Below are 25770 nucleotides of genomic sequence, written 5' to 3'. Positions count from 1 at the left end.
GGGTTTACCAGAACCCGCATGCCGATACAGCCCTCCTCCCCTTCCCTCGGCCCATCGCCGCAGCGCACCGGCGCGGCCGCCCAGAAAGCGGGCGGCATGCTGTCGATCGTGATCCTGGCCATCGCGGCCTTCGTGATCGTGTCGACCGAATTCCTGATCGTCGGTCTGCTGCCGGCCATGGCGGCCGACCTCGGCGTGTCGGTGCCGCTGGCCGGCCAGCTGGTCACGCTGTTCGCGTTCACCGTGATGCTGTTCGGCCCGCCGCTCACCCTGCTGCTGTCGCACCTGGACCGCAAGCGGCTGTTCATCGCGATCATTGGGGTCTTCGCCTTCGCCAACGCGCTGGCGGCGATGGCGCCGAACCTGTGGGTGCTCGGCATCGCGCGCTTCATTCCCGCGCTGCTGCTGCCGGTGTTCTGGGGCACGGCGAGCGAAACGGCCACGCGGCTGGTGAAGCCGGCCATGGCCGGCACGGCGGTCGCCCGGGTCTACCTGGGCATCACGGCGGCGTTGCTCTTCGGCATTCCCCTTGGCACGCTGGCCGCGGGCACCATCGGCTGGCGCGGCGCGTTCTGGGCCTTTGCGCTGCTCTCGCTGCTGACGGCCGTGTTGCTGGCCGCCTGCATGCCGGCGCAGGCCCGGCCCGAGCGCATGCGCATCGGCCAGCAGATGCGCATCCTGCGGGAGCCTGCGTTCCAGTGGCATGTGGCGCTGTCGGTGGTCGTGTTCACGGCCATGTTCACCGCCTACACCTACCTGGCCGAAACCCTCGAGAAGCGCGCGGGCGTCGCCCCGGCGCAGGTGGGCTGGTGGCTGATGGCTTTCGGCGCGGTGGGCCTGGTGGGCAATGCGCTGGCCGGAAAGATGATGGACCGCTCGCCCTTGCGCGCGACCGTCTTCTTCACCGTGCTGCTGGGGCTGGGCATGGCGGGTGCGGCCGCAGCGGCGGGCGGCACCTTCGTCTGGCTGGTCGTGGCCCTGGCGGCATGGGGCATTGCGTACACCGCGCTGTTTCCGGTCAACCAGGTGCGCGTGATGAAGGCCGCACCCCAGGCGCAGGCCTTCGCGGGAACCATGAACGTGTCGGCCGCCAACGCGGGCATCGGCCTGGGCGCGGTCGTCGGCGGCCTGGCGATCCGGCACCTGGGGCTGGCCAGCCTGGGCTACGCGGCGGCGGGCATTGCCGCACTGGCTGTGCTCATGGCGCTGGCGACGGGCCGCATGGCGCGGCGGGAGCGGGCTTCAACCGCGCGCTGAGTCGACGGCCGGTGGCGGGCCGCTTCACCACCCGTGGAACCGCCCCCAGGTCTGCAGCCCGCCGTCCTCAGAGAGCGCGTGGTACTCCGGAAACTGCGCTCCCGTCGCGCACGCATGGTTCGGCAAGATGCGCAGCCGCGTGCCGATCGGAAAGCGCGCGGCAATGTCCGTGTCCGCCGCAGCCTCGTGCGACAGGATGCCGTGCTCCTGGTTCGCTCCGCTGAGCACATAGCCTGGCAGCACCGCACCGTCGAGCGTGCACACCTGCCCGTAGCCGAAGTCGCGCTTCTGCTTCTGCGTGCCCCGGTCGCGGCTCATGGCCATCCAGCCGGCATCGACGATGGCCCAGCCCTTCTCGGCCTGGTGGCCGATCACGGTGGTGAGCACGCTCAGGGCCACGTCTTCTTCGGTGCACACGCCCACGTTGCGCATCACGAGGTCGAAGAACACGTACACGCCCGCGCGCACCTCCGTCACGCCTTCGAGCGCCTCGGCCATCAGCGCGGTGGGCGTGGAGCCCACGCTGACCACGGGGCATGGCAGGCCCGCATCGCGCAGCCGTTGCGCGGCGAGCACGCAGCCCGCGCGCTCCTGCTCGGCCATGGCGCGCAGGGCTTCGGGCGTGTCGAGCTCGTAGCTGGAGCCGGCGTGCGTCATCACGCCGCCCAGGCGCATGCCGCCCTCGTGCAGGGCGCGCGCGACGTCGAGCAGCGCGTCTTCTTCCGGCCGGATGCCGGAGCGGTGCCCGTCGGTGTCGACCTCGATCAGCACCTCGAACACCTCGCCGTTCGCGCGGCCGAACGCGGCGATGGCGCGGGCCGACTCGACGCCGTCCGTGATGATGACCAGCGCGCAGCCGCGCCGGCGCAGTTCCATCGCATGCGGCAGCCGGTGCGGCGCCATGCCGACGGCGTAGAGGATGTCGGTGAAGCCGCCGGCAAAGAACTGCTCGGCCTCCTTCAGCGTGGACACGGTGATCCCCTGCGCGCCCGCCTCGCGCTGCGCCTTGGCCACGTCGATGCACTTGGTGGTCTTCACATGCGGGCGAAAGCGCACGCCCAGCGCGTTCATGCGCTGCTGCATGCGTTCGATGTTGCGCTGCATGCGCGTGCGCTCGATGAGCGCAGCGGGGGTGTCGAGGGTCTCTAGGGTGTTCATGAAGTCGTCCATCAGTCCAGGTACTCGCCCTTGGCCTTGAGCGCGGGCACATCGTCGCGCAAGCCGCGCGCAATGAGCGCCGACACGGCCGCGGGCTGCAGCGCATCGGCGCTGGGCAGGTCCACGCCCACGGCCTGCATCTGCTTGCGGAATTCTGGGTCGGCGGCGGCGCCGGCCAGCGCGGCGCGCAGCTTCTGCAGCGCGGGCTCGGGCGTGCCGCGCGGCGCGAAGACGGCGTTCCAGGCGCGCACGTCGAGCGCGAAGCCCGCCTCGGCGGCCGTGCCCACGTTCGGCAGCTGCGGCAGCCGCGTGGAAGCCAGCACGGCCAGCGCCTTGATCTTGCCGCCGGCCACCTGCGGCAGCGCGGTGGTGGTCTGGTCGCACATGAAGTCGGTCTGCCCGCCCATCAGGTCGTTCATGGCCGGGGCCACGCCCTTGTAGGGAATGTGGGCCACGTTCTGCTTCAGCGACGACAGCAGCAGCACGCAGCCGTAGTGCGAGATCGACCCCACGCCCGCGCTGCCGAACGAGGCCTTCGCCTTGTTCGTGCCCAGCCAGGCAACGAATTCCTTCAGGTTGCTGGCCGGCAGGTCGGCGCGCGCCAGCAGCAGCATGGGCGCCGAACCCGCGAGGCCCACGGGCACGAAGTCGGTCTCGGGGTTGTAGGGCAGCTTCTTGTACAGCGCCACGTTGGCCACGTGCGTGCCGATGGTGCCGAAGCCCAGCGTGTAGCCGTCGGGCGCGGCCTTCACCACCTTGGTGAGGCCGATGGTGCCGCCCGCGCCCGCCACGTTCTCGATGATGACGGCCTGCCCCAGCTGCTTGCCCATGTGCAGCGCGAAGCCGCGCGCCAGCGCGTCGCTCGGGCCGCCCGGCGGGAAGGGAACGATCAACGTCACGGGGTGCTGCGGGAAGGCATTGGGCTGCGCCAATACCGGCGCGTGCAACGCAAGCGCGGCCGTCAGCGCGAGCAGGCCGCGTAGAAGCGCGGCCCGCTTCAAGCCTTGCTCCCGAACGACTGCAGCCACGGCAGCGCCGGTGCGAGCGTGTCGCCTTGCAGCTCGGGCGACGGCGCGCCCTGCGGCAGCGACAGGCCCACGCGGTTGTGCCAGTAGGTGCGCAGGCCGACCGCCGAGGTGCCGAACATGTCGTAGCCCGAACCGGCGACGAAGGCCGCGTCCGCGGCTTTCACGCCCAGTTGGTCGAGCGCCATTTGGTAGGGGCGCGGGTCGGGCTTGTAGAAGCCGGCCTCCTCCGAGGTGACGACCACGTCCCAGTCGATGTCCAGCCGCGCCGCCGCCAGGTGGCCGAGCCGCTTCGAGCAGTTGGTGACCACCGCCAGCTTGCAGTGCGGCTTGAGCGCCAGCAGCAGTGCGCGGGCGCCGTCCCACACGGGCAGCGTGTGCCACCGGGCTTCGAGCGCGTCGGGCGCCGAATCGGCCATGCCGGTGTTGCGCGCGGCGTCTTTCACCAACTGCTCGTAGGGCACGTAGGCGCCGCAGCCGTAGGTCAGGCGCAGGTACTCGGCGCGCCAGGCGCGGCCTTTCTCTTCGGAGCCGGCGGCGGCGTTCCACACGGTCCAGGAATCGAGCAGCGCGGTGAGCAGGTCGAACAGCACGGCGCGGGGGTATGACGCGTGGCTGTGCGGGCGGTCTTGCATGGCGGTGGGTGTGTGCATGAGCACGGACTGTACGTTTCAAGACCCTGGTTGTGCTTCAATGCGCGCTCATCAATCGTTAAGCACAAGTTAATGATCCAGATCGAAGACATGCAGCTTGCGGCGGCCCTGCTGCGCGAGCCTTCTCTCAGCGCCGCGGCCCGTGCGCTCGACGTCACGCCGCCCGCGCTGTCGATGCGGCTGCGCAAGCTGGAGGCCACGCTGGGCCTCTCGCTGGCCAGCCGCACCTCGCGGCGCCTGGCCCTCACGCCCGAGGGCGAACGCTTCGCGCGCGAAGCCGCCGCGCTGCTCGGCCAGATCGAAGGCCTGCGCGAATCGATGCAGCGCGACGACCAGCGCCTGACCGGCACGCTGCGCATCGCCGCGCCCTTCGGCTACGGCCGGCAGTACATCGCGCCGATGCTGGTGCGCTTCGCCCGCCTGCACCCCGGCCTGCACATGCAGCTGGACCTGCGCGAAACACCCTGGCCCGACCGGCACGACGCCGATGCGGTGATCCACATCGGCGCGGTGCGCGACTCGTCATGGGTGGCGCGCACGCTGAGCGCCAACGAGCGCTGGCTGTGCGCCAGCTCCGAGTACCTGCGGTTGCACGGCACGCCCCGCGCCCCGCGCGACGTGATGGGGCACGACTGCATCTGCATCCGCGAGAACGACGAAGACGTGACGCTGTGGCACCTGCGTGCGGTGAAAGCCAAGGCGGCTGTCCGTTCGGCCAGAGGCGCCGGCCAAGCCACGGCCAAACGCGCGGCCGCCCGGGAGACGCTGCGCATCGCGCCCGCCTACGTGACCAACGACGGCGCCGTGGCCCGCCAGTGGGCCGAGCAAGGCATGGGCCTGGTGCTGCGCTCCGAATGGGACGCGGCCGACGCGGTGGCGCGCGGCACGCTGGTGCGCGTGCTGGCCGACTGGCAGTTCGACAGTGCCCCGGTCACGCTGCTGGTTCCCAGCCGCAAGGGCCGCACGGCGCGCGTGCAGGCCGTGGTCGCATTCCTGGTCGAGAGCTTCGGCGCCGCCGAAAAGTAGCTGCGCGCATATCCATAGCCGGATTCATTCGTTGTTGGCGCGGGGAGGCGCGCCAACACTGCGGGCTTCCAATATTCCCGGTGGAGAAGCTCCGATGAACGTTCCCTTCGATCACTTGCCGCCCTCGCGCCGCAACGTGCCGCAGGCCGCTGGCAGCCGCGTGCCGCTGGACGTGCCCGCATGACCACAGCCGAACAGGTGCTTGATGCGCCCTTGGGCCGGCACACCGAGGCGCCGACCGCGCCACGCCCGCAACGCGCACCCGCTGCCTCTCCCCAGGCCGCAGACAACGTCGTGCTGCGCCCCGCCACCCGCACCGGCATCTGGGCCACCGGCCTGATCGCCTCCGCTGCATGGCTCGCGCTGGGCCTGCTCACGCTGCTGTGGCCGAACAAGGCGGTCGGTTTCAGCGACTGGGCCTTCACCGAAGAATTCGGCATTGCCACGCTGGTGGTGGCGGCCCTGCTGCTGGCCATCGGCCTGCTCGGTTCGCGCGCGGGCAAGGTGACGCAAACGCTGCGCCCGGCCGGCCAATGGCTGGTCGCGCTGGCCGTGGCGTTCGCCGTGTGGGAGGCCGCCACCGCCAAGCTCGGCGTGCTGCCCTCGCCCTTCTTCGCGCCGCCGCAGAGCCTGATCGACGTGGTCAACGAAGACTGGCAGCGCCTGGGCCTGTCGACCGCGCATTCGCTGCGCCTGCTGGCCAACGGCTTCGTGCTGGGGGCGCTGGTCGGCTTCGTCACCGGCGTGCTGATCGGCTGGTCGCGCATCGCGGGGTACTGGGTGCATCCGCTGCTGCGCTTCCTGGGGCCGGTGCCCGCCTCGGCCCTGCTGCCGCTGGCCTTTTTCTTCGCACCGTCGAGCTACGTGGCGGCCGTGTTCCTGGTGGCGCTGGCCACCTTCTTCCCGGTGGCGGTGCTCACCTGGTCGGGCGTGGCCTCGGTCAACAAGAGCTACTACGACGTGGCGCGCACGCTGGGCGCGTCGGAGCGCTTCCTGGTGCTGCGCGTGGCTGTTCCGGCCGCCCTGCCGCAGGTGTTCGTCGGCCTGTTCATGGGCCTGGGCGCCTCGTTCTCGGTGCTGATCACGGCCGAGATGATGGGCGTGAAAGCGGGCTTGGGCTGGTACCTGCAGTGGGCCCAGGGCTGGGCCGCCTACGCCAACATGTACGCGGCGCTGCTCGTCATGGCCGCGTTGTGCTCGGGCCTGATCACGTTGCTGTTCAAGGTGCGCGACCGCGTGCTGTCGTGGCAGAAAGGAACCGTCAAATGGTGAACGCCGTGCTTCCCCCCGCGCCTGCGCCGACCGCCACCGCGGCAACCGCCGTCCAAGGCGCCCACATCGACATTCGCGGCGTCAGCCACTGGTTCGAGGTGTCCGGCGGCGTGCTGCAGGTGCTCGACGGCATCGACCTGCAGGTGCAGCCCGGCGAGTTCGTGGCGCTGCTGGGGCCCAGTGGCTGCGGCAAGTCGACGCTGCTGCGCCTGGTGGCCGGGCTGGAGCCCGCCACCACCGGCACCATCACGCAGGACGGCCAGACCATCACCCGCCCCGACCCGTCGCGCATCGTCGTGTTCCAGGATCCGACGCTCTACCCCTGGCGCAGCGTGTGGGACAACGTGGCGCTGGGCCTGCAGGCGCGCGGCGTGCTCAAGGCGCAGCGCGGCCGTGTCGACGAGGCGCTCAAGCGCGTGGGCCTGACAGATTTCGCCAAGGCATTCCCGCACCACCTGTCGGGCGGCATGGCGCAGCGCGTGGCGCTGGCGCGTGCCTTGGTGAACGACCCGCAACTGCTGGTGCTCGACGAGCCGCTGGGCAAGCTCGACTCGCTCACCCGCATCGCCATGCAGAGCGAGCTGGTCAACCTGTGGCAGCGCGCGGGCTTCTCGGCGCTGCTGGTGACGCACGACGTGGAAGAGGCACTGTTCCTGGCCAACCGCGTGATCGTGCTGAGCGACCGGCCGGCGCGCATTGCGGCGGAGATCGTGGTCGACCTGCCCTACCCGCGCCACCGCGGCGACGCGCGCCTGGCTGCGCTTCGGCACGAGGCGCTGAAGCACCTCGGGCTCGACGCCACCTGGTGAGATGAGCGGCGTTCCCGAGGCCGATTGGCTCAACCTGCTGATCGGCCTGCTGCAGGGGGCGCAACTGCAACTGCTGCGCGTGCTCGATGCGCTGGGCCTGGTCGTGCAGGCGCACGGCCAGCCGGCCTGGCCGTGGGCGCACCGGCTGTCGGGCGAGAACCTGCTGATCGACCTGGGCCAGGCGCGCCGGCTCGGCATCACAGTCGTGGTGCTTGCCGCGGCCTTGCTTGTGTTGCTGCTCGCGCTCGTCTGGCGTCGCCGTCGCCTGTGGCTGGTGGCGCTGACCACGCTGCTCGTGGTGCTCGCGCCCTGGCCCGAGGCCCACGTGGTGCTGGTGACCGCGTACCCGACGAGTTTTCAGCAATCGCCAACAGGCTTCACCGCCGCCAGCATCGAAAGGGGCCGCACGCTGTATGCCGCGCAGTGCGCGGCCTGCCACGGCACCGACGGCAAGGGCCAGGGGCCGCTGGCGTCCGCGCAGCCCGTGTGGCCGCCCAACCTGGCCGGCCCGCTGCTGTGGCGGCGCGCCGACGGCGACGTGCTGTGGCACGTGCTGAACGGCGTGCGCGACCGGCGCGGCGCCCTCACCATGCCCGGCTTCGGCGCCACCTTGCGCGACGCGGACGCCTGGGCGCTGATCGATTTCATGAAGGCCCAGGGCGCCGGTGAAAGCCTGCGCGCCGCCGGCCTCTGGACCCAGCCCATCGGGCCGCCCGACGTGGCCGTGCAGTGCAAGGGCAAGCCGCCACGCATGCTGAGCAGTTGGCGCGGTCAGCGCCTGCGCATCGTGGCGGCCGGCGGCGAGCCGCCGCTTGAAGACCCGCGCATGGTCACCGTGTTCCTGCAGCCGAACGCGCGGGCCGGCGATGCGCAAGCCGGCGATTGCGTGGCCGACGCGCCGGCCGCGTGGTCGGCTTTCTCGCTCATCGCCGCCACCGACAGGCTCGCCGGCACCCAGCTCATCGTCGACCGCGACGGCTGGCTGCGCGCGCGCGGCCAGCCCGGAACACGCGGCAAGAACGAATGGAGCGACGACGACCTGCTGTGCCGCACCGACTCACCGGCGCGCGTCGATTCAAAACCCCTGCCCCTGCCGCCCGATGGACTCGGCGCACTCATCGCCCGCATGGACGCCGAGCCGGTGCGCTTCGTCAAGGGCGGGTTCGTGCACTGAGGCGCGCAAAGGCAGCGACAGGACTACGATGTTTTCCGGGCCCCCGGGCCCATCAACCCTGAAGGAGACCCCTCTCATGTCCAACCACGTCTACAAGACCCTCGAACTCACCGGCTCTTCACCCACCGGCATCGAAGACGCCGTGCAGACCGCGATTGCCAAGGCGCACGAAACGGTGCGCAACATCCAGTGGTTCACCGTCACCGAGACGCGCGGGCATGTGGTCGAAGGCAAGGTGGCGCACTGGCAGGTGTCTCTGAAGATCGGGTTCACGCTGGAGTGAGAGACGCAGGCGGCCGGACCTGAAGCCGGTCGGTGCGGTTCACCTCGACAGGACGATCTTGTTCGGCGACAGCCCGGCCGCCACTGTCAGCCCCGCCTGTGGATTCAGCACGCCAGACACCGCATCGATGCTGTAGATCGACACGTTGTTGTCCGTGTTGTCGGCCACATAGGCGAACTTGCCGCTCGCCTCTATCGCGACCGAGGCGGGACGATTGCCTGTAGGGATGGTCGGCGTCACCGCCGGCGTCAGCGCACCGGTCGAGGCGTTCAAGCTGTAGGCCGACACATTGCGGCTGTCCAGGTTCGCCACATAGGCAAAGCGCCCCTTCGGATCCACGGTGATGCTGAAGGGGGCGCCACCTGTCGCTGGCGGTGTGGTTGCGACCGGTGCCAGCGCACCCGACACGGGGTCGATGGTGTACGCCACGACGTTCCGGCTGCCCTGGTTCATCACGTAGGCGAAGCGACCCGACGGGTCCACCGCAATGTCGTGAGGCCCCGACCCGGTTGCCACCGTGGGAGCAGCCGCCATGGGACTCAACGCGCCCGATGCAGCATCGATGTTGAAGGCCGACACGGTGGCATCGTTGATGTTCACCACATAGGCAAAGCGGCCCGTGGGGTCCAGGGCAATGCCATAGGGCGAGCTGCCGGTCGCCACGGCCGGCACCGCCATGGGACTCAGCGCCCCCGTATCGGCGTCGATGTTGAAAGCCAGCACGCTGTTGCCCGCCAGGTTCACGAAGTAGGCGAAGCGGCCGGTGGGGTCCACGGCCATTCCCGCCGAAGTGCCTCCCGTTGCCACGCCCGGCGCGGCAATGGCACGCAGGTCGCCCGTGTTGCGGTCGATGGCGTATGCCGTCACCCCGTTGCCCGAAGTGCTCGACACATAGACGAAGCGGCCCGAGGGGTCGACGGTCATGGCGTACGGCTGCGGCACCGACAGCGTTGCGCCCGGCCGCAGCGCGCCGGTCGTCGAATCGATGGCATAGGCGGACACGCTGTCGCCGTTGCCGTTCGACACATAGGCGAAGCGCGAAGGAGGCTCGGCGCAGACGACCTGCACGTCGCTCACCGCGGCGGCCGCGATCGTTCCGCTGCTGTTGTCCACGGTGCAGACGCGCGTCAGGATCTTCGGCTGTGCCTTGATCGACACCGCATAGCTCGCACCGCCGGCCAGCGGCGTCGCAAAGCTGAAGCGGCCATCGGCGGCAATGGGCAGGTCGTCGCCTGCTTTGTTCTGCAGTACCAGGCCGGTGCCCAGCAGGCCACTGACCGTGCCGGTGACCGCATAGCTCGGTGCCGGGGTTTCCGGCGGCGTGGCCGGTGCAGGTGTTTCCGGCGTGGCCGGTGTCGCCGGTGAGGGCTGCGCGGCTTCAGGGGCAGGCGAAGGTGTGGCGGACGAGGCGAAACCCGGGAAGAACCCAGACCCGCCGCTCCCTCCTCCTCCACCGCACGCGCCAAGCGCAAGCGTGACGGTTGCGGCCAGGAGGTGGGCGCTCCAGGAACGCGAGGGCAACGCCGGCGAGCGGCGCGAAAAGTCAGAAAGCTGGGGCATTGGAATGGTCGAAGAACGAAACGCCTCATGGCGAGCGCGCAGACTATCCACGGACGGCCTTCAAATCCATCCCCGAGAACAAGTAGATCGCTACGGGGGGCGACCGGCCCACCGCCGCCCAACTCGACGCCCCGGCCCGTGAATCAGCGCGCCAGCAACTGGTTGAGCTTCTGCTGCGCGTATTCCTCGTTCGTGGTGCCGTCCGGTGCCTTGGCGCCCCAGAAATCGGCGTTCCACTTGATGGCCTTCTTCTCCACTTCGGGGCTGTTGGTCCAGTAGTCGCGCAGCTTGGGGTCGGCCGCCGCATACACGCGCGGCGACGGCAGCGCCACGCTGGTGGCCTCGGCCACGCGGGCGGCGCGCTCGGCGTCCAGGCGGTACGACAGCAGCTTGAGGGCGGCGTCGTGATGCGGCGCGTCCTTCGGGATCGAGAAGAAGTCGTAGTAGGTAAAGGCCTGGTCCCAGGTCAGCTCCAGCGGCGCGTTGGCGTCTTCCTTCTTCAGGCGCGCCACCGGGCCGGTGTACGACAGGCAGGCAGAAGCTTCACCGTCGAGCAGCAGTTGCGGCGCCTGCGAATTGGTCAGCCACCACTTGACCACGTGCGGCTTGATCTCCGCGATCTTGCGCAGCGCGCGGTCGAAATCCACCGGGTAGATCTTGTCGGCCGGCACGCCGTCGGCCAGCAGCGCCGACTCGAACACGAAGCGCGACCACTGCGGCAGGCAGCGCTTGCCCGGAAAGTCCTTCACGTTCCAGAAGTCGGCCCAGGTCCTGGGGTACTTCTTCGACGGGAACGCTTCCTTGTTGTAGACCAGCGCCACGCCGATCACCTGCAGCGCCACGCCCTTGGGCCGCACGGCCTCCTTGGGCAGCGACGCCACGGTCTTCTGCGCCTCGGGCGAGAGTTTCCTGTAGTCGATCTCGGCCAGGTAGGGGTCGAGCTGGCGCACCTCCTGGTCGAAGATGAAGCTCAGGTCCCACTCGGTGCGCCTGGCCTCCACCTGCGCCTTGACGCGCGGGCCGCCGCGCGCCTCCTGCACGGTCAGCACCTTGATGCCGGTGTCCTTGGTGAAGGGGTCGTACACCAGGCGGCGCAGGTTCTCGCCGTAGGTGCCGCCCGGGTCCTGCGTGACGACTTCCTTGGCCTGGCTCCAGGCCGGGCCGACGCCGCAGGCGCTGCCCAAGGCGATCGCCAGGGCAAGCAGGGTCTGCAACCGGCGGGGATTCGATGGCTTCATGCGGATGCTTTCTTTCTTCGGATGACAAAAGGAAATGGGAAGGCGAAGGCGCTCGGCGCCTCAACTGCGCTGGCGCGCGGCCCAGGCCGAACGCGCGAGGAACAGGCCGACAACGATCAGCGCCACCTCGAAGGTGGCCACCACCGCCGGCACGGGGTCGAGCTTGTAATTGACGTTGCCCCACAGCCGCAGCGGCAGCGTGGTCATGCGCGCGCCGCTCAGGAACATGGACAGCACGAGGTCGTCGAACGAATGCAGGAACGCGAAGAACGACGCCGCCAGCACGCCCGGACGAATGGCCGGCAGCGTGACGAACCAGAACACCCGCAGCGGCGACGCACCGTGCACGGCCGCGGCCTGCTCCTGCCGCAGGTCCACCGCCTGCAGGCTGGCCGCGACGATCACCAGCACCAGCGGAATGCCGCCGATGGCATGCGCCGCCGCCAGCCCGGGAATGCTGCCCGCGAGACCGGCGCGAAGGAACAGGCTGTACAGCGACAGGCCGAGCACCACGCCCGGCACGATCAGCGGGCTGACGAGGAAGGTCATCCATGCCGTCTTGCCCGGCAGTGACGAGCGCACCAGGCCGAACGCGGCCGCCGTGCCGAGCACCACCGAGATGACGGTGGCCAGCAGCCCGACCGCCACCGAGGTGCCCAGCGAGGACATCCACACCGGGTCGGACAGGAACTTCTCGTACCAGCGCAGCGAATACGCGGGCGGCGGAAAGCGCATGTAGGCCGAGTCGCTGAACGAGATGAGCGCGGCCATGGCGATGGGCAGCAGCAAGGTCAGGAAGGCCACGGCCGCCAGCGCGCCCGACACTCCCCGCCCGAGCCACGCCGGCACCGCGCCGAGCGCGCGCAGCAGCGGCCAGCCGAACAGGTCGGCGGCGCGGTCGAGCACGGCGCGCCGCCATGAAGCGACGGCGCCTTGCGTTGCTCCACGGCTGGGCCTGCTCGCCCGCTGCCCGCCCCAGATGAACTCCAGCCCCAGAAAGCGCGCCGCCACCGCGACCACCAGCAAGGTCACCGCCAGCAGCACGGCGGCCAGCGATTGCAAAAAACCGCCGCTCGCCAGAAAGTCCGCCTGCTGCGTGATGTGCATCGCGAACATCTGGTCGGCCGGACCGCCGAGCAGCGACGGCGTGATGAAGAAGCCCAGCGCCGAGATGAACACCAGCAGCACGCCCGCCAGCAGCCCCGGCAGCGTCTGCGGGAACAGCACGCGCCAGAACACCGCCAGCGGCCCTGCCCCGCTGGCCGTGCCCGCGCGCTGCACCAGCGGATCGATGCGCGCCAGGCTGCCGCCCACGGTGAGCACCATCAGCGGCAGCAGCACCGCGCCGATGGAGATGAGCACCGACGCGCGGTTGAAGATGAGCGGCAGCGGCGCTTCGACGATGCCGAGCCCGACCAGCAACTTGTTGAGGGGCCCGTTGCGCCCGAGCAGCACCATCCACGAGTAGGTGCGGATCAGCACCGAAATGAAGTACGGCAGCACCACGGCGGCCGTCAGCACCAGCTTCCAGCTGCCGCGTGCGCGGTGGATGAGCAGCGCGGTCGGGTAGCCGAACAGCGCGCACAGCGCCGCCACCGCCGCCGCGATGCCGAAGGTGCGCACCAGCGACTCCCAGTACAGCGGCACCTCGAACACGCGGGCGTAGTACGAGAGTCCGGCCTCTCCCGCCACGCTCAGGTGGAGCAGGTCGGCCAGCGGCAGCACGTAGAAGAAGGCGAAGAACAGCAACGCGGGCGCGAGCAGCCACGCAGGGTTGCGCAGGTTGACGCGGGCCGTCCAGCGCGGGCCCGCGCTCGCGGCTGCAGTGCTCACGCCAGCACCCATGCATCGCCGGCCTGCCAGGCCAGGTGCACGGTTTCTCCGATGGCGGGCGGGCGAGCGTTGCGCGGGTCGAGGCAACGCACCTGCACCTTGCCGCCACCGGGCAAGGCGGCGTCGATGCGCAGGATCTCGCCGAGGAACACGGTCGATTCCACCGTGGCCGCCAATGCGCCCGCAGTGCCAGGGGTCACCAGAGACACGCGCTCCGGCCGCACCAGCACCTTCACCTGCCGGCTCGCGGCCAACGGTGTGCCGCCATGCCTTGCCTCGAAGCTGTGGGCTTCGCCGGCCTGCAGCACAGCCGCACCGCCTTCCACGCGCAGCACCCGTGCATCGAGCACATTCGACTCGCCCACGAAGCGCGCCACGAACTCGTTGCCGGGCTCGCGGTACAGCGCACCCGGTGTGCCAACCTGCACGATGCGCCCCTTGTCCAGCACGGCGATGCGATCGCTCAGCGCCAGCGCCTCGCCCTGGTCGTGGGTGACGAAGACGATGGTGGTGCCCAGCGTGCGGTGCAGCGCGCGAATCTCGATCTGGATGGCCTCGCGCAGCCGCCGGTCGAGCGCGCTCAGCGGTTCGTCCATCAGCACCACGCGCGGGCGGCGCACGATGGCGCGCGCAATGGCCACGCGCTGCTGCTGTCCGCCGCTGAGCTGCGCGGGCAGCCGCCCGGCGTACTCGCCCAGGTGCAGCAGCTCCAATGTTTCGCCGATGCGGCGCGCGCTCTGGTCGCGGCCCAGGCCCGCCATGCGCAGCGGAAAGCCGACGTTCTGCGCCACCGTCATGTGCGGAAACAGCGCGTAGTGCTGGAACACCATGCCGAAGCCGCGCTTGTGCGGCGGCACGCCGCGCAGCGAGCGGCCGTCCACCAGGATGTCGCCCTCGTCCACCGCCGCGAAGCCCGCAATGGCGCCCAGCAGCGTGGTCTTGCCGCTGCCGCTCGGGCCGAGCAGCGTGACGAATTCGCCGGGCTCGATCTGCAGGTCGACGTTGTCCACCGCGGTGAAGCGGCCGAAGCGGCGGCTCAGGCCGCGAATGGCGATGCGGCTGCCGATGGATGAAGACGACGCGGCGCTGCGCACACCGGCTGGGGCGCGCAGGGCGTGCGCGCCCAGGGGAATGTCGGTGCCGATGGAACTCATGGAAGAACAGGCTCGGCAAGGGGCTGGCCCTGCACCACGCGGCCGCCGGCCAGGGTCGGCTCGGCCAGACCGAGGCCGGACTGGCGGCGGTCGAGGGAATTCGAGGAGGTCATGCGGGTATCCGGAGAGCGAGGAAATAAAGCGGTGTGACAGCAGCCGTCAGCCGTAGCCGTACGGGTTGGGCACGTCGCCGGCCAGCAGCCATGCACCGATGCTCTGGTGCCGGTAGTCCAGCGGGTCGTGCAGCGTGTGCACGCGCACGTTGCGCCAGTAGCGGTCGAAGCCGTGGCGCGACGCGGTGGCGCGCGCGCCGATCAGCTCGAAGATCTGCGAGGTCACGTGCAGCGCGGTGCGCGCCGCCTGCGTGCGGGCCGAGGCCACGTCGATGGCGAGCGCTGCGCGCTCTTCGGCGGTCAATTCGGCGCCGCGCTCCCAGGCCTGCTGGAAGCGCGCGCTGGTGTGGTTCGACAGCGCCGTGGCGGCCTGCAGGCCGGACCACATTTCGCCGGCGCGCAGTTGCAGCATCCGGTCGTCCTGCGAGCGCTCCACGCCGGCCTGCGGCCAGGGCTGGGTCTGCGTGCGCAGGTGGTCGATGGCCGCGCGCAATGCGCCCAGCGCGTTGCCCAGGTAGATCTCGGTGAGCACGACCTGACCGATGAGATTGCGCAGGGTGGCGCGCGCGCTCGAGGCCACGCCGGGCGGGCCGAGCACTTCGTCGTGCGCAATGCGCACATGGTCGAAGGACACGCTGCCGCTGTCGGTCTGGCGCTGGCCCATGTTGTCCCAGTCGTCGTTCACGCGGATGCCCGCGCGCGACGTAGGCACCACGGCGAACACGCGGTCGGTGGGCTCGGGGCCGAGCACGACCGACACGTTGAGCACGTCGGAATCCGTGGCGCCGGAGCAGAAGGCCTTCACGCCGTCGATGTCCAGCCCGTCGGGCGTGCGCACGGCGTTCAGGCGCGTGTCGCGCGCGTTCACGGCGTTGCCCCAGAACCAGCGGTGTTCCACCGCCTGGCCCAGGTAGCGGGCCTGCTGTGCCTCGGAGCCGAACAGCAGCACGCTCGCCACCTGCAGGTGCTGGAAGCCGAAGAGGTGTGCCAGCGAACTGTCGGCCTGTGCCAGGCGACGCAGGATGCGAAAGATCAGCGGCCACGCCGCCTGTTGTCCACCGTGCGCGGAAGGAATGGCCAGCGTCAGCAGGCCGCTCTGGCGCAGCAGCTGGCGCTCGGCCCGTGCGGTGCCGCCGGCACGGTCGCGTTCCGCCGCGGTGGCGGCCAGCGATTCTGCAAGCGCGTTGACCGCGGAGGTGAATTCACCGAAGTCTTCGGCGAACGGGTCCGACGAAGCAGCGAAAGACAAGGGGGAGGAAGGCAGAGATGACAAGGCGATTCCGGCAAGCCGCAGAGGGAGCGAGGAAGCCGCTCGACGATGAAGCCACGGAGTCTAGAAACGGAAGTGCTCACCCGGAACGAAGAAAAGCGCATGAACAAATGCGAACTTCGTTGCGGCCGGGCGTGCGCGCCCGGCCGCCTTGCGATGCGCTCAGGTCGCGGGTGCGTTTTCCTGCGGCTCGCCCAGCGACAGCATCAGACGGTTGGCCCAGTTGAAGAACGCCGCGCCATGGATCACGTCGGCAATCGCCAGGTCGTCCAGGCCCTGCGCGCGCAGGCTGTCGATGTGCGTGCCGTCGAAGGTCGAAGGCGTGGACGACAGCGCGACCGACGCGGCGACGATCGCGTTCCAGCGCTCGCCCAGTTCGGCCAACTCGCCGTTCACGGCATTCACGCCTTCGTCGAGCAGCCGCTGCACATCGTCGGTGCGGTGCGAGAAATGCGAGGCGAAGCGCGCATGCACCGACGCGCAGTAGATGCACCCGTTGTAGCGCGAGGCCGCGGCGGCCGACAGCTCGCGCTCGGCGCGCGGCAGGCCGGCCTCGGGGTTGTAGAAGATGTCCTTGTCGGTGCGCGTGCGCGCGCCCAGGATGTCGGGGTCGCGCGCCAGCAGGCGGAAGTACGGCGACTTGGCACGCGCGGCGTCCACCAGGCCCGCGAAGTGGCGTTCTGTCAGCTCGGCCTCGGGCAGCGGCGCCAGCCAGGGCAGCCATTCGAGCTGCGCCTGCGTGAAGGCCGTGGGGTGCGTGTTGCCGGCGTGGGTCAGGGTCGATTCGGTCGTCATGGGGTTCAATCGATGTGGACTGCGGGACGTTGTGACAGCGCCTTCAAACCGGTGACGACACGGATCTGGAACGCGAGGAAGGCGACAAGCTGCGACAGGGTCACGATCTCGGTGCTGCGCCAGCCGGCATCGAGCAAGGTCTGCAACGCGGCAGGGCTCGCATCGCGCGGATGAAAGACCAGCAGGTGCGCATGCACCAAGGCCGCCGAGAGCCGGGCGCCGAGCACTTCACGGTGCGCATCGCTCACCTTGTACGACGGGCCTGCCGTGTCTTCGGCGCTGAGCCGGCCGGCCGGATAGCGGCCATAGGGCCCTTGCGTGGCACCGAGCTTCACCTCGGCGGCAATGGCATCGGCCACGCCGGCGCGTGCGCCCTGCCCGGCCAATTGCTCGGCGTAGAAACGCGCCACGTCGGCCTGGCCATGCAGGCCGGTCACGAAGACAGCAACCGCGAACCGGTCCGCAATGTCGAAATGCCCGAACACCGGCGGCGTGGGCGCGAACAGCGACAGGTAGCTCTGCTGGGCGTTGATGCGCGCCTGCTCGCGCTGCACGCGAAGCTGGTCGATGGCATCGCCGGGCGCGATGCCGACCAGCTGGTCGATCACGTCGGGAACGGGAATGGATGCAACGGCGTTCATGCGGTCTCGAGGAGTGAAACGGGTTGGGGGTCTGCCGCCTTTGCAGCCCCGGGCACCCAGCCCAGGGCCGGCGCGACCACGGTGGCGGTCAGTTCGATGGAGCGCAGGATCGCGGCGTGCGGCGGATCGACCGAGTGCACCTGGCACACCAGGTCGGTCACCCGCGCGAGCGTGCTGTCGGCGCGCAGCGAGGCGATCACCTCGTCGGGGGAGCCGACGTGCACGTCGTACGCGGCAATCAGTTGTTCGAGCGTGGCGTCGGGCCCGGCGCGGTCCGCGAGGCCCGCCTGTCCGGACGCGGCGAAGCGCGCGGCCGAGCGGCGCAGGCCGATGTCGGCCAGGCGCAGCGCTTCTTGCCGGGTGTCGGCCACGAACACGCTGCGCGAGCCCACGATGCGCGGTGCCCTGCCGGCCGGCAGCGCGGCCAGGTAGGCATCGACGATCGGGTTCTGGATGTCGGCGAGCGTGGCGTCGAGCGCATCGACGGGGCGCGGCTGGGTGCGCGACAGCATCAGCCCGTCGCCCGCCTGCCCGGCCCGCGTGCCGCCGCCCACCGAGAAGGTGGCTTGCCAGATGCGCTCGAGCAGCTGCGAGCCCGCGGGGTACAGCGTGTCGCCGCCGGCGAGCGGCCGGCCGGCCCAGGCGGCGCGCACCGCGTCGAGCTGCCGCGCGAAGAGCGCCGAGCGGTCGTTGCCGTCGAGCCCGAAGGCCGCGAACGATTCGGGCGTGCCGCCCGTGCCCACGCCCACGTCGAGCCGGCCGCCCGAGAGCAGGTCGAGCACGATGGCGTCCTCGGCCACGCGCACCGCGTTCTCCAGCGGCAGCGTGACGATGCCGGTGCCCAGGCGGATGCGCCGCGTGCGCGAGGCCACGTACGAAAGAAACACGAACGGCGACGGCAGGCCGCCTTCGTGTTCATGGAAATGATGCTGCGCGACCCAGGCGGAATCGAAGCCGAAGGCCTCGGCATGGGCGATCTGCGCGGCCACGAGGCGGTAGCGCTCGGCCGCGCTGGTGTCGTCGAGCAGGCGGCTGAAGAAGCCGAGGCGCAAGGGAGGTCGTTGGATGGCGGACAAGGTGCGGCGCAAAGCGAAGGAAAGCGCCGATTGGGCGTGCAACGCCGCGCATGCGGAACGCCGGATTTCGCGTTTGTTTATCCGTTTTTCGTTGCCCCGGCCTCGGGGTGCCGGTACGCCGGCCGGTGTCCGGCGACGCGGCTGCCCGGCCGCCTGGCGTTTGCGGGTACTGGTACATTTCCCCGGCCTCAGAAACCAAAGGGATATCGGTGTCACTCGCAGCGGCCTTGGCCGGTCTTTCCATCCTCGTCATCGGGGACAGCCACCTCGCACAACCCAGCTACCTGATGTCGTCGCTGCATGACGAACTGCAGCGCCAGGGCGCGCAGGTGCATTCGATCGGCGTGTGCGGCGTGCTGCCCTACGACTGGACCGTGTCCAAGCCCGGCACCTGCGGCAGCGCGGAGCGCATCGGCAACCGCGCGCCCACCACCAGCAGCACCGGCCGGACCACGGCGGTGGCGCAGCTCGTGAAGGCGGAGCACCCCGACCTGGTGCTGGTCGTGCTCGGAGACACCATGGCGGCCTACAAGCAGCCCGACTTTCCGATGAACTGGGTGTGGCAGCAGGTGAGCACGCTCACCGGCGCCATCGCCGCAACGGGCACCCGCTGCGCGTGGGTCGGCCCCGCCTGGGGACAGGAAGGCGGCAAGTACGGCAAGACCTATGCGCGCGCCGAGCTCATGAGCCGCTTCCTCGCGACCAACGTGGGGCCCTGCACGTACATCGATTCGCTGGAGATGTCCACGCGCGGCCAGTGGCCGACCGTTGACGGGCAGCACTTCAGCTCGAACGGCTACCGCGCCTGGGGCAACGGCATCGCCAAGGCGGTGATGCGGCTGCCGCTGCCGAACGCCAACGCTGCCGGCGCTGCGCGCCCATGAGCCGCGGGCCCCGCCTGCCGCTGCTGGCCGCCTTGTGCGCCTTGCTGCCCTTCGCGTCCGGTGCGGCGGCGCCCCGGCTGTACGACACAGGCCCCTCGCAAGACCTCGCGCTGGTGCGCTTCGTCAACGCGGGCACGCAGCCGCTCACGGTGCAAAGCGGCGGTGCCGGCAAGGCCAGCCTCGCCGTGCAGCCCTCGGCCCCCGTCACCGACTACCTGCCCGCGCGCTCCGACGCGCCCGTCACCGGCCAATGGCAGCTCGGCGGCAAGAAGCTGCCCATCTCGCTGCGCTTGACTGCCGGTGGCTCTGCATCGGCGGTGGCATGGCCCGAGGCCGACGGCACCCTGGCCGGTGCGAGTTTCACGGAAGCGCCCGCGCAGTTCGACCCGCTGCGGGCCTCCCTGGCCTTCTACAACGCCGACGCGCGCTGCACCGCGGGCCTGCTGGCCGCCAGCCAGGCTGGCGCGGCCATCTTCGAGAACCAGGCTGCGCTTGCCAGCGCGCGCCGCGCCGTCAACCCGGTGAAGCTGGTGGTGCAGGCCACCTGCAACGGCCGTGCGGTGGAGGGCACGGTGGACCTGGGCTCGCTGCAGGCCGGCCAGCGCTACAGCGTCTTTCTTGTTCCCGCCGGCAAGGATAGCCGGCTGATGGGCCTGCAGGACCGCGTGGCGCGCTGACCGGCCGTGGTCTTTGCGTCGCTCGAGTTCCTCTCGGTCTTCTTTCCGGCGTTCCTGCTGCTGTATGCGCTGACGCCGGCGCGCGCGAAAAACACCTTGCTGCTGCTGGCCAGCTGGCTGTTCTACGGATGGTGGAGCCCGCTGTTCCTGCTGCTCTTCATGGGCCTGACGGCGCTGGCCTGGGCGGGCGGGCTGCTCGTGGAGCGGGCCGGGCCGCATCGCAAGGCGGCAATGGTCGGGCTGATTGCCCTCAACCTGGGCGTGCTCGCGTGGTTCAAGTACGCCAACATCGTGGTCGAGACCTTCAGCGCGGCCCTTGTGCACACAGGCGCCATGCCCATCGAATGGCAGCGCATCGCCCTGCCCATCGGGCTGTCGTTCACCGTGCTGCAGGCGATTTCGTACTTCGTCGACATCTACCGCGGCAAGTTTCCGGCCGAGCGCCGCCCCATCGATTTCGCGACCTACCTGGCGATGTTCGGCCACCTGGTCGCGGGGCCGATCATTCGCTACGACTGGATCCGCCAGCGGCTCGCGCACCGGTCGATGCGGTGGTCGGGCTTTGCCAAGGGCGCGCGCCGCTTCATGATCGGCATGGCGATGAAGGTGCTGGTGGCGGACACGCTCGCGCCGGTGGTCGAGCAGGTGTTCGCGTCGGCGCAGCCCAGCTTCGTCGATGCATGGCTGGGCTGCCTGGCCTACACGCTGCAGCTGTTCTTCGACTTCGCGGGCTACAGCGCGATGGCGATCGGCATCGGGGCGATGCTGGGGTTTCGCTTTCCGGAGAACTTCCACGCGCCGTACCTCGCGCGCAACGTCGCCGACTTCTGGCGCCGCTGGCACATCTCGCTGTCGTCGTGGCTGCGCGACTACCTCTATGTGCCGCTGGGCGGCAGCCGGCGCGGCAACGGCCGCACGGTGGCGAACCTGATGCTCACCATGGGCATCGGCGGGCTCTGGCACGGCGCGGACAGCTGGAACTTCCTGTACTGGGGGCTGGCCCATGGCGCGGCGCTGAGCGTGGTGCACCTGTGGCGCGGCCGCGGGCCGCACCTGCCCGCGCCGCTGGCGCATGCCGCCACGCTGCTGTTCGTGATGCTCGGCTGGACGCTGTTCCGCTCGCCCGACCTCGCGACGGCGGGCGCCATGCTGGGCGGGCAGTTCGGGCTGCACGGCATGGCGCTGGGCCCGGCGCTGTCGAACATGCTGCGCGCGCCGGTGGTGCTGGCCTATGTGCTGGGCATCGCGTGGGTCGTGGCCCCGGCGCTCGTCACGCGTCGCCGCCCGGCGGGCAGCGTGCGCGCCGTGGCGGCCACGTTCCTGCCCGTCGCCGGGTTCCTGTTGTCGCTGGCGCTGGTGGCGAGCCGCGGCACGGTGCCCTTCCTTTATTTCCAGTTCTGACGATGGCGCGCCCTTCCCGACCCTCCGGACGTTTGCGAGCCTTCCTGCGCTGGACCAGCGCAGCGATGCTGCTCGCGGCGCTGGGCGCAGCCTTCGTCGCAACCTGGCCGAACATGGGCGGCGTTCTGCACCGCGTGAACGCCTCGCTGCTCGACGACGCCGCCGCCCGCCGCGAACTGACCCGCACGCTCGTGACCACGCCGCTCACCGACGCCCTCGCGCGCTGGCAGCGCCAGGCCAACTGGCTGGTGCTGCGAGACCTGGGGCCGGAGGTGAAACGGGGCGACGACAACTGGCTGTTCCTGGACGAGGAACTGCGGGTTCACCGCGATCGCGCGGCCCACGCGGCGGTGCGCGCCAAGGCGGTGTCGGACATCGCCCGCGCCCTCGACCGCAGGCACATCGCGCTGCTCGTGGTCGTGGTGCCGGACAAGAGCCGCATCGAAAGCGCGCACCTCGGCGCGCTGCCCCGCCCGAGCGAGCTGGACGCCCGGGTGCGCGACTGGACCGCGAAGCTGCAGGCCTCGGGCGTCGAAGCGCTCGACCTGTCGCCCGTGCTGGCGGGTGCGTCGCCCTCGCCTTTCCTGCGCACCGACACGCACTGGAGCGAGCACGGCAGCTGGCTCGCCGCGCATGCCGTGGCACAGCGCCTGCAAGGCATGCATGCCCTCGAAGGCGACCCCGTTCCCTCGGTCGTCATGTCGCGTCAGAGCCATACAGCCTGGGGCGACCTGGTGCACCTGGCCGGCATCGACGGCCTGCCCGCGTCGCTGCGGCCCGCGCCCGATACCGACACGCAGTCGGTGGTGGAAACACGCAACGACAGCACCGACCTGTTCGGCGCCGCGGCGGTGCCGTCCACGGTGCTGATCGGCACGTCGTTTTCGAGGCGAGGCAACTTTCTGCCGTTCCTGCAGCTGGCCAGCCGCGCGCTGGCGGCCGACTTCGCGGTGGACGGCGGCGACTTCGCGGGCGCCGCGCAGCGCTACTTCGCGAGCGAGGCCTTCGTGAAGAACCCGCCGCGCACCGTCGTCTGGGAAGTACCCGAGCGCGCCATCGAAGCGCCCGTCGGCGACACCGAAGCGCGCTGGCTGCGCCGGCTTTTCACACCGCGGTGATGCCGTGCTGAAGCCGCGCTGAAGCCGGCTACCGCAGGTAGCCCAGGTCCCGCACGTCGGAGCGCACCGCCGCGCGGTCTCCGCCGTGCAGCGGCAGGCTCACCAGCAGTTCGAGCCGGCGCCGCAGCGAATACAGCAGCTGGACCGCGTCGTGCGCGAGCTTCCCGGGGTCGTCGCCGGCGGCCACGTCCGGGTAGGCCCACAGCGCGGCGTCGGGCTGGCCGGGCCATGGGGGCTGGCGCGCCTCGGTGGCCGCGTCCAGCGTGATGATGAAGTCCGCCTTGGGGCTGCTCGAACGCGCCAGCTCATCCCAGCTGCGGGGTGCGTGAACGGGAACCGGAATGCCCGCGCTGTGCAAGGCGCCGAGGGCTGCGGGATGAAACTCCTGCCTCACATGGCCGGGCTGCCCGCAGGAAGATGCCGAGAACCGCTTCGGGTCGAGGTGCGAGAGACACGCTTCGGCAAGGATGCTGCGCAATGAATTTCGCCGGGAGACGAAGATCACGCCTATACGTTTTTGCATGGAAGCTTCACTATAGCCAAGCCCGGTGTGTTCGTCATGACAGACGCCACCATTCGCCGAGGGACGTGCCGGCCTGCACAGCGCCGGCCGAACGGTGCAGACTTGGGGGATGGACAAGCATTTTCTGAATCCGCTTTTCGCGCCCGCTTCCGTCGTGGCCTTCGTCGGCCATGCCGACGATCCGGCCGGCCAGACGCCCGCAGGCCGCACCCTGCGCGAGGCCTTTCGCGCCGACCGCTTCAACGGCACCCTTCGCTTCCTGGACGTGCGCACCAAGGGCACGCTGGAGGAACTCTCGCAGACCCATGCTGACCTGGCGCTGATCGCGCTGGCACCGCGCGACGTGGCGGCCGCGCTGGAAATTGCGGGCCGCATCGGCTGCACCGCGGCGGTGGTCATCTCCAGCGGCATCGGCGCCGACCAGGCGGCACAGTGGCGCAAGATCGCGCGGCGCGAAGGCGTGCACCTGCTGGGACCGAATTCGCTGGGGTTTCAGCGCCCCCTGCTGCACCTGAACGCCAGCGTGGCCGGACCGCTGGCCAAGTCCGGGCCGCTGGCGCTGGTGTCGCAATCGGGCGCGCTCACAGCCTCCATGCTCGACTGGGCGCGCCAGAACGGCGTGGGCTTCTCAAGCGTGGTGTCGCTCGGGCCGCACACCTCGGTCGACATTGCGCAGGTGCTCGACTTCCTGGCCAACGACCGGGACACGCACAGCATCATCCTGTACCTCGAAGGCATCGACGACGCGCGCCGCTTCATGAGCGCGCTGCGCTCGGCCTCGCATGCCAAGCCGGTGGTGGTGCTCAAGGCCGGGCGCAAGCCCGCGGGCAACGAGGCCGCGCAAACGCACAGCGCCGCCATCGTGGGCAGCGACGACGTGTTCGACTCGGCCCTGCGCCGCGCGGGCGCGGTGCGGGTGCGCTCCTTCGTCGAGCTGTTCTCCGCCGCCAAGTGCCTGGCCTCGCGCTACCGGCCGGTGGGCAAGCGGCTGGCCGTGGTCACCAACGGCGGCGGGCCGGGCGTGCTGGCGGCCGACTGGATCAACGAGATCGGGCTCGACCTGGGCAAGCTCTCCGCGCCCGCGCAGAAGCTGCTGCTGCCCACCCTGCCGCCGCTGGCGTCTCTCGCCGACCTGATCGACCTGTCGGAAGACGCCCTGCCCGCGCACTACCGTGCCGCCATCGACGCGGCCTCGGCCGACAGCCAGGTCGACGGCGTGCTCGCCATCTTCTCGCCCAAGCCCGGCGCCGATGCGGGCGCGGTGGCCAAGGCGCTGGCCGACATTCCGCGGCCCATGAACAAGCCGCTGCTGGCGTGCTGGATGGGCGACTCGTCGGTGGGCCAGGCGCGCGCCGTGCTGGCCGACGCGACCATCCCCAGCTTTCGCACGCCGGAGGCCGCGGTGGGCGCCTTCGGCAACATCGCGGCCTTCTACCAGAACCAGCAGTTGCTGCAGCAGACGCCCCCGCCGCTGTCGGCGCTGGCCAAGCCCGACATCGAAGGTGCGCGCCTGCTGATCGAAAGCGTGCTGGCCGAGCGGCGCAATGTGCTCACGGAGATGGAGTCGAAGACGCTGCTGTCGTCGTTCCACATTCCCATCACGCGCACGCTGCTCGCGCGCAGCGCCAACGAGGCCATGATGATCGCCACGCAGCTGGGCTTTCCGGTGGCGCTGAAGATCGATTCGCCCGACATCGCGCACAAGTCCGACGTGGAAGGCGTGGCGCTCAACGTGCTGAACGGCACCGGCGCGCGCGACACCTTCATCGAGATGATGGAGCGCGTGGCACGGCTCGCGCCCGATGCGCGCATCAACGGCGTGACCGTGCAGAAGATGGTGCGCGCGCGGCGCGGGCGCGAGATCTACGTGGGCATGGTGACCGATGAACCCTTCGGCCCGGTCATCGTGTTCGGCGCGGGCGGCACCATGATCGAGCTGCTGAACGACCGCGCCATGGAGCTGCCGCCGCTCAACCAGTTTTTGGCGCGCCGGCTCATCGAGCGTTCGCGCGTGGCGCAGACGCTGGGCGAATGGCGCGGCGCCCATGCGGTGGACATGGAGGCGCTCGAGGACGTGCTGCTGCGCGTGTCGGAAATGGTGTGCGAGCTGCCCGAGCTGCGCGAGATGGACATCAACCCCATCATCGTGGACGAGAACGGCGCCGTGTCGGTCGATGCGCGCATCGTGGTGGCCAGCAGCACGCAGGCGGTGGCGGGCAACACGGGTTATGCGGGCGGTTCCGGGAGCTCGGGCAACGGTTACCAGCACCTGGCCATCATGCCGTACCCCGCGCGCTACCGGCGCGAGTGGCCGATGTCGGGCGGCGGCACCTACATCGTGCGGCCGGTGCATCCGAACGACGCGCAGATGCTGCAGGCGCTGGTGCAGGGCCTGTCGCCCGAGAGCCGGTGGTTTCGCTTCGTCTCGCGTTTCCACGAGCTGCCGCCGTCGATGCTGTCGCGCTTCACGCTGATCGACTACGACCGCGAGATGGCGCTGGTGGCCGTGGTGCTGGAGCGCAGCGTGTCGCCCGAGGGCACGGTGCTGGAAAGCGAACGCATCGTGGGCGTGTCGCGCTACATCACCAACCCCGACCAGACCAGCTGCGAGTTCTCGCTGGTGGTGGCCGACGAGTTCAGCGGCAAGGGCATCGGCTCGCGGCTGATGGAAAGCATCATCGACGTGGCGCGCGACAAGGGCCTGGCCGAGATGGACGGCCTGGTGCTGGCCACCAACCCCGACATGCTGAAGCTGGTGCGCAGGCTGGGGTTCACGGTGAAGTCCTTTGCGGAAGACCCGGACTTCAAGCTCGTGACCTACATGCTGTAG

23 protein-coding genes are annotated in these 25770 nt (G+C 70.2%); 11 read left to right on the top strand and 12 right to left on the bottom strand.

Annotation, left to right across the window (positions count from 1 at the left end; genetic code table 11):
• The first annotated feature begins 18 nt into the window (after window positions 1-18).
• The gene (locus ACSFBM_RS25490) at window positions 19-1257 is read left to right on the top strand and encodes an MFS transporter (RefSeq protein WP_435486890.1); all 1239 of its coding nucleotides are present in this window, start codon (window positions 19-21) and stop codon (window positions 1255-1257) included.
• A 24-nt stretch (window positions 1258-1281) separates the two neighbouring features.
• Here the strand turns inward: ACSFBM_RS25490 and ACSFBM_RS25485 are convergent, their stop codons facing one another.
• Genes ACSFBM_RS25485 through ACSFBM_RS25475 form a run of 3 tightly spaced genes read right to left on the bottom strand, consistent with a single transcriptional unit; the run spans window position 1282 to window position 4093 of the window.
• Window positions 1282-2415, bottom strand: coding sequence for a DSD1 family PLP-dependent enzyme (locus ACSFBM_RS25485; RefSeq protein ID WP_435486889.1), 1134 nt, complete (start codon window positions 2413-2415; stop codon window positions 1282-1284).
• An 11-nt stretch (window positions 2416-2426) separates the two neighbouring features.
• Window positions 2427-3416 carry a tripartite tricarboxylate transporter substrate-binding protein gene (locus tag ACSFBM_RS25480; protein ID WP_435486888.1) on the bottom strand — a complete coding sequence of 330 codons (990 nt, stop codon included), beginning with the start codon at window positions 3414-3416 and terminating at the stop codon, window positions 2427-2429.
• On the bottom strand, window positions 3413-4093 hold the full coding sequence (locus tag ACSFBM_RS25475) for an HAD family hydrolase (protein ID WP_435486887.1): 681 nt from the start codon (window positions 4091-4093) through the stop codon (window positions 3413-3415). The genes ACSFBM_RS25480 and ACSFBM_RS25475 overlap by 4 nt, the downstream gene beginning before the upstream one ends.
• A gap of 72 nt (window positions 4094-4165) precedes the next feature.
• On the opposite strand from ACSFBM_RS25475, the gene ACSFBM_RS25470 reads away from it, so the two are divergent.
• The 5 genes from ACSFBM_RS25470 (at window position 4166) to ACSFBM_RS25450 (ending at window position 8657) form a co-directional block, all read left to right on the top strand.
• Window positions 4166-5119, top strand: coding sequence for a LysR family transcriptional regulator (locus tag ACSFBM_RS25470; RefSeq protein ID WP_435486886.1), 954 nt, complete (start codon window positions 4166-4168; stop codon window positions 5117-5119).
• 180 nt (window positions 5120-5299) lie between these two features.
• Window positions 5300-6391 carry an ABC transporter permease gene (locus ACSFBM_RS25465; protein WP_435486885.1) on the top strand — a complete coding sequence of 364 codons (1092 nt, stop codon included), beginning with the start codon at window positions 5300-5302 and terminating at the stop codon, window positions 6389-6391.
• The gene (locus ACSFBM_RS25460; protein ID WP_435486884.1) at window positions 6385-7200 is read left to right on the top strand and encodes an ABC transporter ATP-binding protein; all 816 of its coding nucleotides are present in this window, start codon (window positions 6385-6387) and stop codon (window positions 7198-7200) included. Before ACSFBM_RS25465 ends, ACSFBM_RS25460 begins: the two co-directional genes overlap by 7 nt.
• 1 nt (window position 7201) lies before the next feature.
• A complete protein-coding gene (locus ACSFBM_RS25455; protein ID WP_435486883.1) occupies window positions 7202-8374 on the top strand; it encodes a c-type cytochrome in 1173 nt (390 codons plus the stop codon).
• A gap of 76 nt (window positions 8375-8450) precedes the next feature.
• On the top strand, window positions 8451-8657 hold the full coding sequence (locus ACSFBM_RS25450) for a dodecin (protein WP_339090707.1): 207 nt from the start codon (window positions 8451-8453) through the stop codon (window positions 8655-8657).
• 39 nt (window positions 8658-8696) lie between these two features.
• On the opposite strand, the gene ACSFBM_RS25445 is transcribed toward ACSFBM_RS25450, so the two are convergent.
• The 8 genes from ACSFBM_RS25445 to ACSFBM_RS25410 form a co-directional block, all read right to left on the bottom strand.
• Window positions 8697-10217 (bottom strand): lactonase family protein, encoded by a 1521-nt coding sequence (locus ACSFBM_RS25445; RefSeq protein WP_435486882.1) that lies wholly within the window; start codon window positions 10215-10217, stop codon window positions 8697-8699.
• A gap of 143 nt (window positions 10218-10360) precedes the next feature.
• A complete protein-coding gene (locus ACSFBM_RS25440) occupies window positions 10361-11455 on the bottom strand; it encodes an ABC transporter substrate-binding protein (protein ID WP_435486881.1) in 1095 nt (364 codons plus the stop codon).
• Between the two features lie 60 nt (window positions 11456-11515).
• Complete coding sequence (locus tag ACSFBM_RS25435) at window positions 11516-13288, bottom strand: ABC transporter permease subunit (protein WP_435486880.1); 1773 nt, start codon at window positions 13286-13288, stop codon at window positions 11516-11518.
• Window positions 13285-14442: an ABC transporter ATP-binding protein gene (locus ACSFBM_RS25430; protein ID WP_435486879.1), complete on the bottom strand. Its 1158-nt coding sequence runs from the start codon at window positions 14440-14442 to the stop codon at window positions 13285-13287. Before ACSFBM_RS25430 ends, ACSFBM_RS25435 begins: the two co-directional genes overlap by 4 nt.
• 159 nt (window positions 14443-14601) lie before the next feature.
• Window positions 14602-15804: an acyl-CoA dehydrogenase family protein gene (locus tag ACSFBM_RS25425; RefSeq protein ID WP_435486878.1), complete on the bottom strand. Its 1203-nt coding sequence runs from the start codon at window positions 15802-15804 to the stop codon at window positions 14602-14604.
• Window positions 15805-15987: 183 nt separating this feature from the next.
• Window positions 15988-16620: an alkylhydroperoxidase domain protein gene (locus tag ACSFBM_RS25420; protein WP_435486877.1), complete on the bottom strand. Its 633-nt coding sequence runs from the start codon at window positions 16618-16620 to the stop codon at window positions 15988-15990.
• 5 nt (window positions 16621-16625) lie between these two features.
• Window positions 16626-17261, bottom strand: a complete 636-nt coding sequence (locus tag ACSFBM_RS25415; protein ID WP_435486876.1) for a CMD domain protein — start codon at window positions 17259-17261, stop codon at window positions 16626-16628.
• A complete protein-coding gene (locus ACSFBM_RS25410; protein WP_435486875.1) occupies window positions 17258-18337 on the bottom strand; it encodes a putative FMN-dependent luciferase-like monooxygenase in 1080 nt (359 codons plus the stop codon). Before ACSFBM_RS25410 ends, ACSFBM_RS25415 begins: the two co-directional genes overlap by 4 nt.
• A 209-nt stretch (window positions 18338-18546) precedes the next feature.
• Here ACSFBM_RS25410 and ACSFBM_RS25405 point away from each other — a divergent pair, with 209 nt between their 5' ends.
• Genes ACSFBM_RS25405 through ACSFBM_RS25390 form a run of 4 tightly spaced genes read left to right on the top strand, consistent with a single transcriptional unit; the run spans window position 18547 to window position 22417 of the window.
• Window positions 18547-19221: an SGNH/GDSL hydrolase family protein gene (locus ACSFBM_RS25405; protein WP_435438383.1), complete on the top strand. Its 675-nt coding sequence runs from the start codon at window positions 18547-18549 to the stop codon at window positions 19219-19221.
• On the top strand, window positions 19218-19898 hold the full coding sequence (locus ACSFBM_RS25400; protein ID WP_435486874.1) for a cell division protein FtsQ: 681 nt from the start codon (window positions 19218-19220) through the stop codon (window positions 19896-19898). The genes ACSFBM_RS25405 and ACSFBM_RS25400 overlap by 4 nt, the downstream gene beginning before the upstream one ends.
• A 6-nt stretch (window positions 19899-19904) precedes the next feature.
• Window positions 19905-21299, top strand: a complete 1395-nt coding sequence (locus ACSFBM_RS25395) for an MBOAT family O-acyltransferase (RefSeq protein ID WP_435486873.1) — start codon at window positions 19905-19907, stop codon at window positions 21297-21299.
• 2 nt (window positions 21300-21301) lie between these two features.
• Window positions 21302-22417, top strand: a complete 1116-nt coding sequence (locus tag ACSFBM_RS25390) for an alginate O-acetyltransferase AlgX-related protein (RefSeq protein ID WP_435486872.1) — start codon at window positions 21302-21304, stop codon at window positions 22415-22417.
• A gap of 28 nt (window positions 22418-22445) precedes the next feature.
• Here the strand turns inward: ACSFBM_RS25390 and ACSFBM_RS25385 are convergent, their stop codons facing one another.
• Window positions 22446-22940: an arsenate-mycothiol transferase ArsC gene (locus ACSFBM_RS25385; RefSeq protein WP_435486871.1), complete on the bottom strand. Its 495-nt coding sequence runs from the start codon at window positions 22938-22940 to the stop codon at window positions 22446-22448.
• Between the two features lie 109 nt (window positions 22941-23049).
• On the opposite strand from ACSFBM_RS25385, the gene ACSFBM_RS25380 reads away from it, so the two are divergent.
• A complete protein-coding gene (locus tag ACSFBM_RS25380) occupies window positions 23050-25770 on the top strand; it encodes a bifunctional acetate--CoA ligase family protein/GNAT family N-acetyltransferase (RefSeq protein WP_435486870.1) in 2721 nt (906 codons plus the stop codon).

Origin of the sequence: Variovorax pasteuri, assembly GCF_051216435.1 — a bacterium.
Taxonomy (GTDB): domain Bacteria; phylum Pseudomonadota; class Gammaproteobacteria; order Burkholderiales; family Burkholderiaceae_C; genus Variovorax.
The sequence above is the reverse complement of the archived record's forward strand: the minus strand, read 5'-3'. Positions and strand labels throughout refer to the sequence as shown.

Bases quoted from the DNA above. Each gene is read 5' to 3' on its own strand.
- ACSFBM_RS25415 (WP_435486876.1), bottom strand. From the start codon at position 17,261: ATGAACGCCGTTGCATCCATTCCCGTTCCCGACGTGATCGACCAGCTG.
- ACSFBM_RS25490 (WP_435486890.1), top strand. From the start codon at position 19: ATGCCGATACAGCCCTCCTCCCCTTCCCTCGGCCCATCGCCGCAGCGC.
- ACSFBM_RS25380 (WP_435486870.1), top strand. From the start codon at position 23,050: ATGGACAAGCATTTTCTGAATCCGCTTTTCGCGCCCGCTTCCGTCGTG.
- ACSFBM_RS25470 (WP_435486886.1), top strand. From the start codon at position 4,166: ATGATCCAGATCGAAGACATGCAGCTTGCGGCGGCCCTGCTGCGCGAG.
- ACSFBM_RS25485 (WP_435486889.1), bottom strand. From the start codon at position 2,415: ATGAACACCCTAGAGACCCTCGACACCCCCGCTGCGCTCATCGAGCGC.
- ACSFBM_RS25390 (WP_435486872.1), top strand. From the start codon at position 21,302: ATGGCGCGCCCTTCCCGACCCTCCGGACGTTTGCGAGCCTTCCTGCGC.
- ACSFBM_RS25420 (WP_435486877.1), bottom strand. From the start codon at position 16,620: ATGACGACCGAATCGACCCTGACCCACGCCGGCAACACGCACCCCACG.
- ACSFBM_RS25460 (WP_435486884.1), top strand. From the start codon at position 6,385: ATGGTGAACGCCGTGCTTCCCCCCGCGCCTGCGCCGACCGCCACCGCG.
- ACSFBM_RS25400 (WP_435486874.1), top strand. From the start codon at position 19,218: ATGAGCCGCGGGCCCCGCCTGCCGCTGCTGGCCGCCTTGTGCGCCTTG.
- ACSFBM_RS25455 (WP_435486883.1), top strand. From the start codon at position 7,202: ATGAGCGGCGTTCCCGAGGCCGATTGGCTCAACCTGCTGATCGGCCTG.
- ACSFBM_RS25385 (WP_435486871.1), bottom strand. From the start codon at position 22,940: ATGCAAAAACGTATAGGCGTGATCTTCGTCTCCCGGCGAAATTCATTG.
- ACSFBM_RS25445 (WP_435486882.1), bottom strand. From the start codon at position 10,217: ATGCCCCAGCTTTCTGACTTTTCGCGCCGCTCGCCGGCGTTGCCCTCG.
- ACSFBM_RS25440 (WP_435486881.1), bottom strand. From the start codon at position 11,455: ATGAAGCCATCGAATCCCCGCCGGTTGCAGACCCTGCTTGCCCTGGCG.
- ACSFBM_RS25465 (WP_435486885.1), top strand. From the start codon at position 5,300: ATGACCACAGCCGAACAGGTGCTTGATGCGCCCTTGGGCCGGCACACC.
- ACSFBM_RS25450 (WP_339090707.1), top strand. From the start codon at position 8,451: ATGTCCAACCACGTCTACAAGACCCTCGAACTCACCGGCTCTTCACCC.
- ACSFBM_RS25475 (WP_435486887.1), bottom strand. From the start codon at position 4,093: ATGCACACACCCACCGCCATGCAAGACCGCCCGCACAGCCACGCGTCA.
- ACSFBM_RS25430 (WP_435486879.1), bottom strand. From the start codon at position 14,442: ATGAGTTCCATCGGCACCGACATTCCCCTGGGCGCGCACGCCCTGCGC.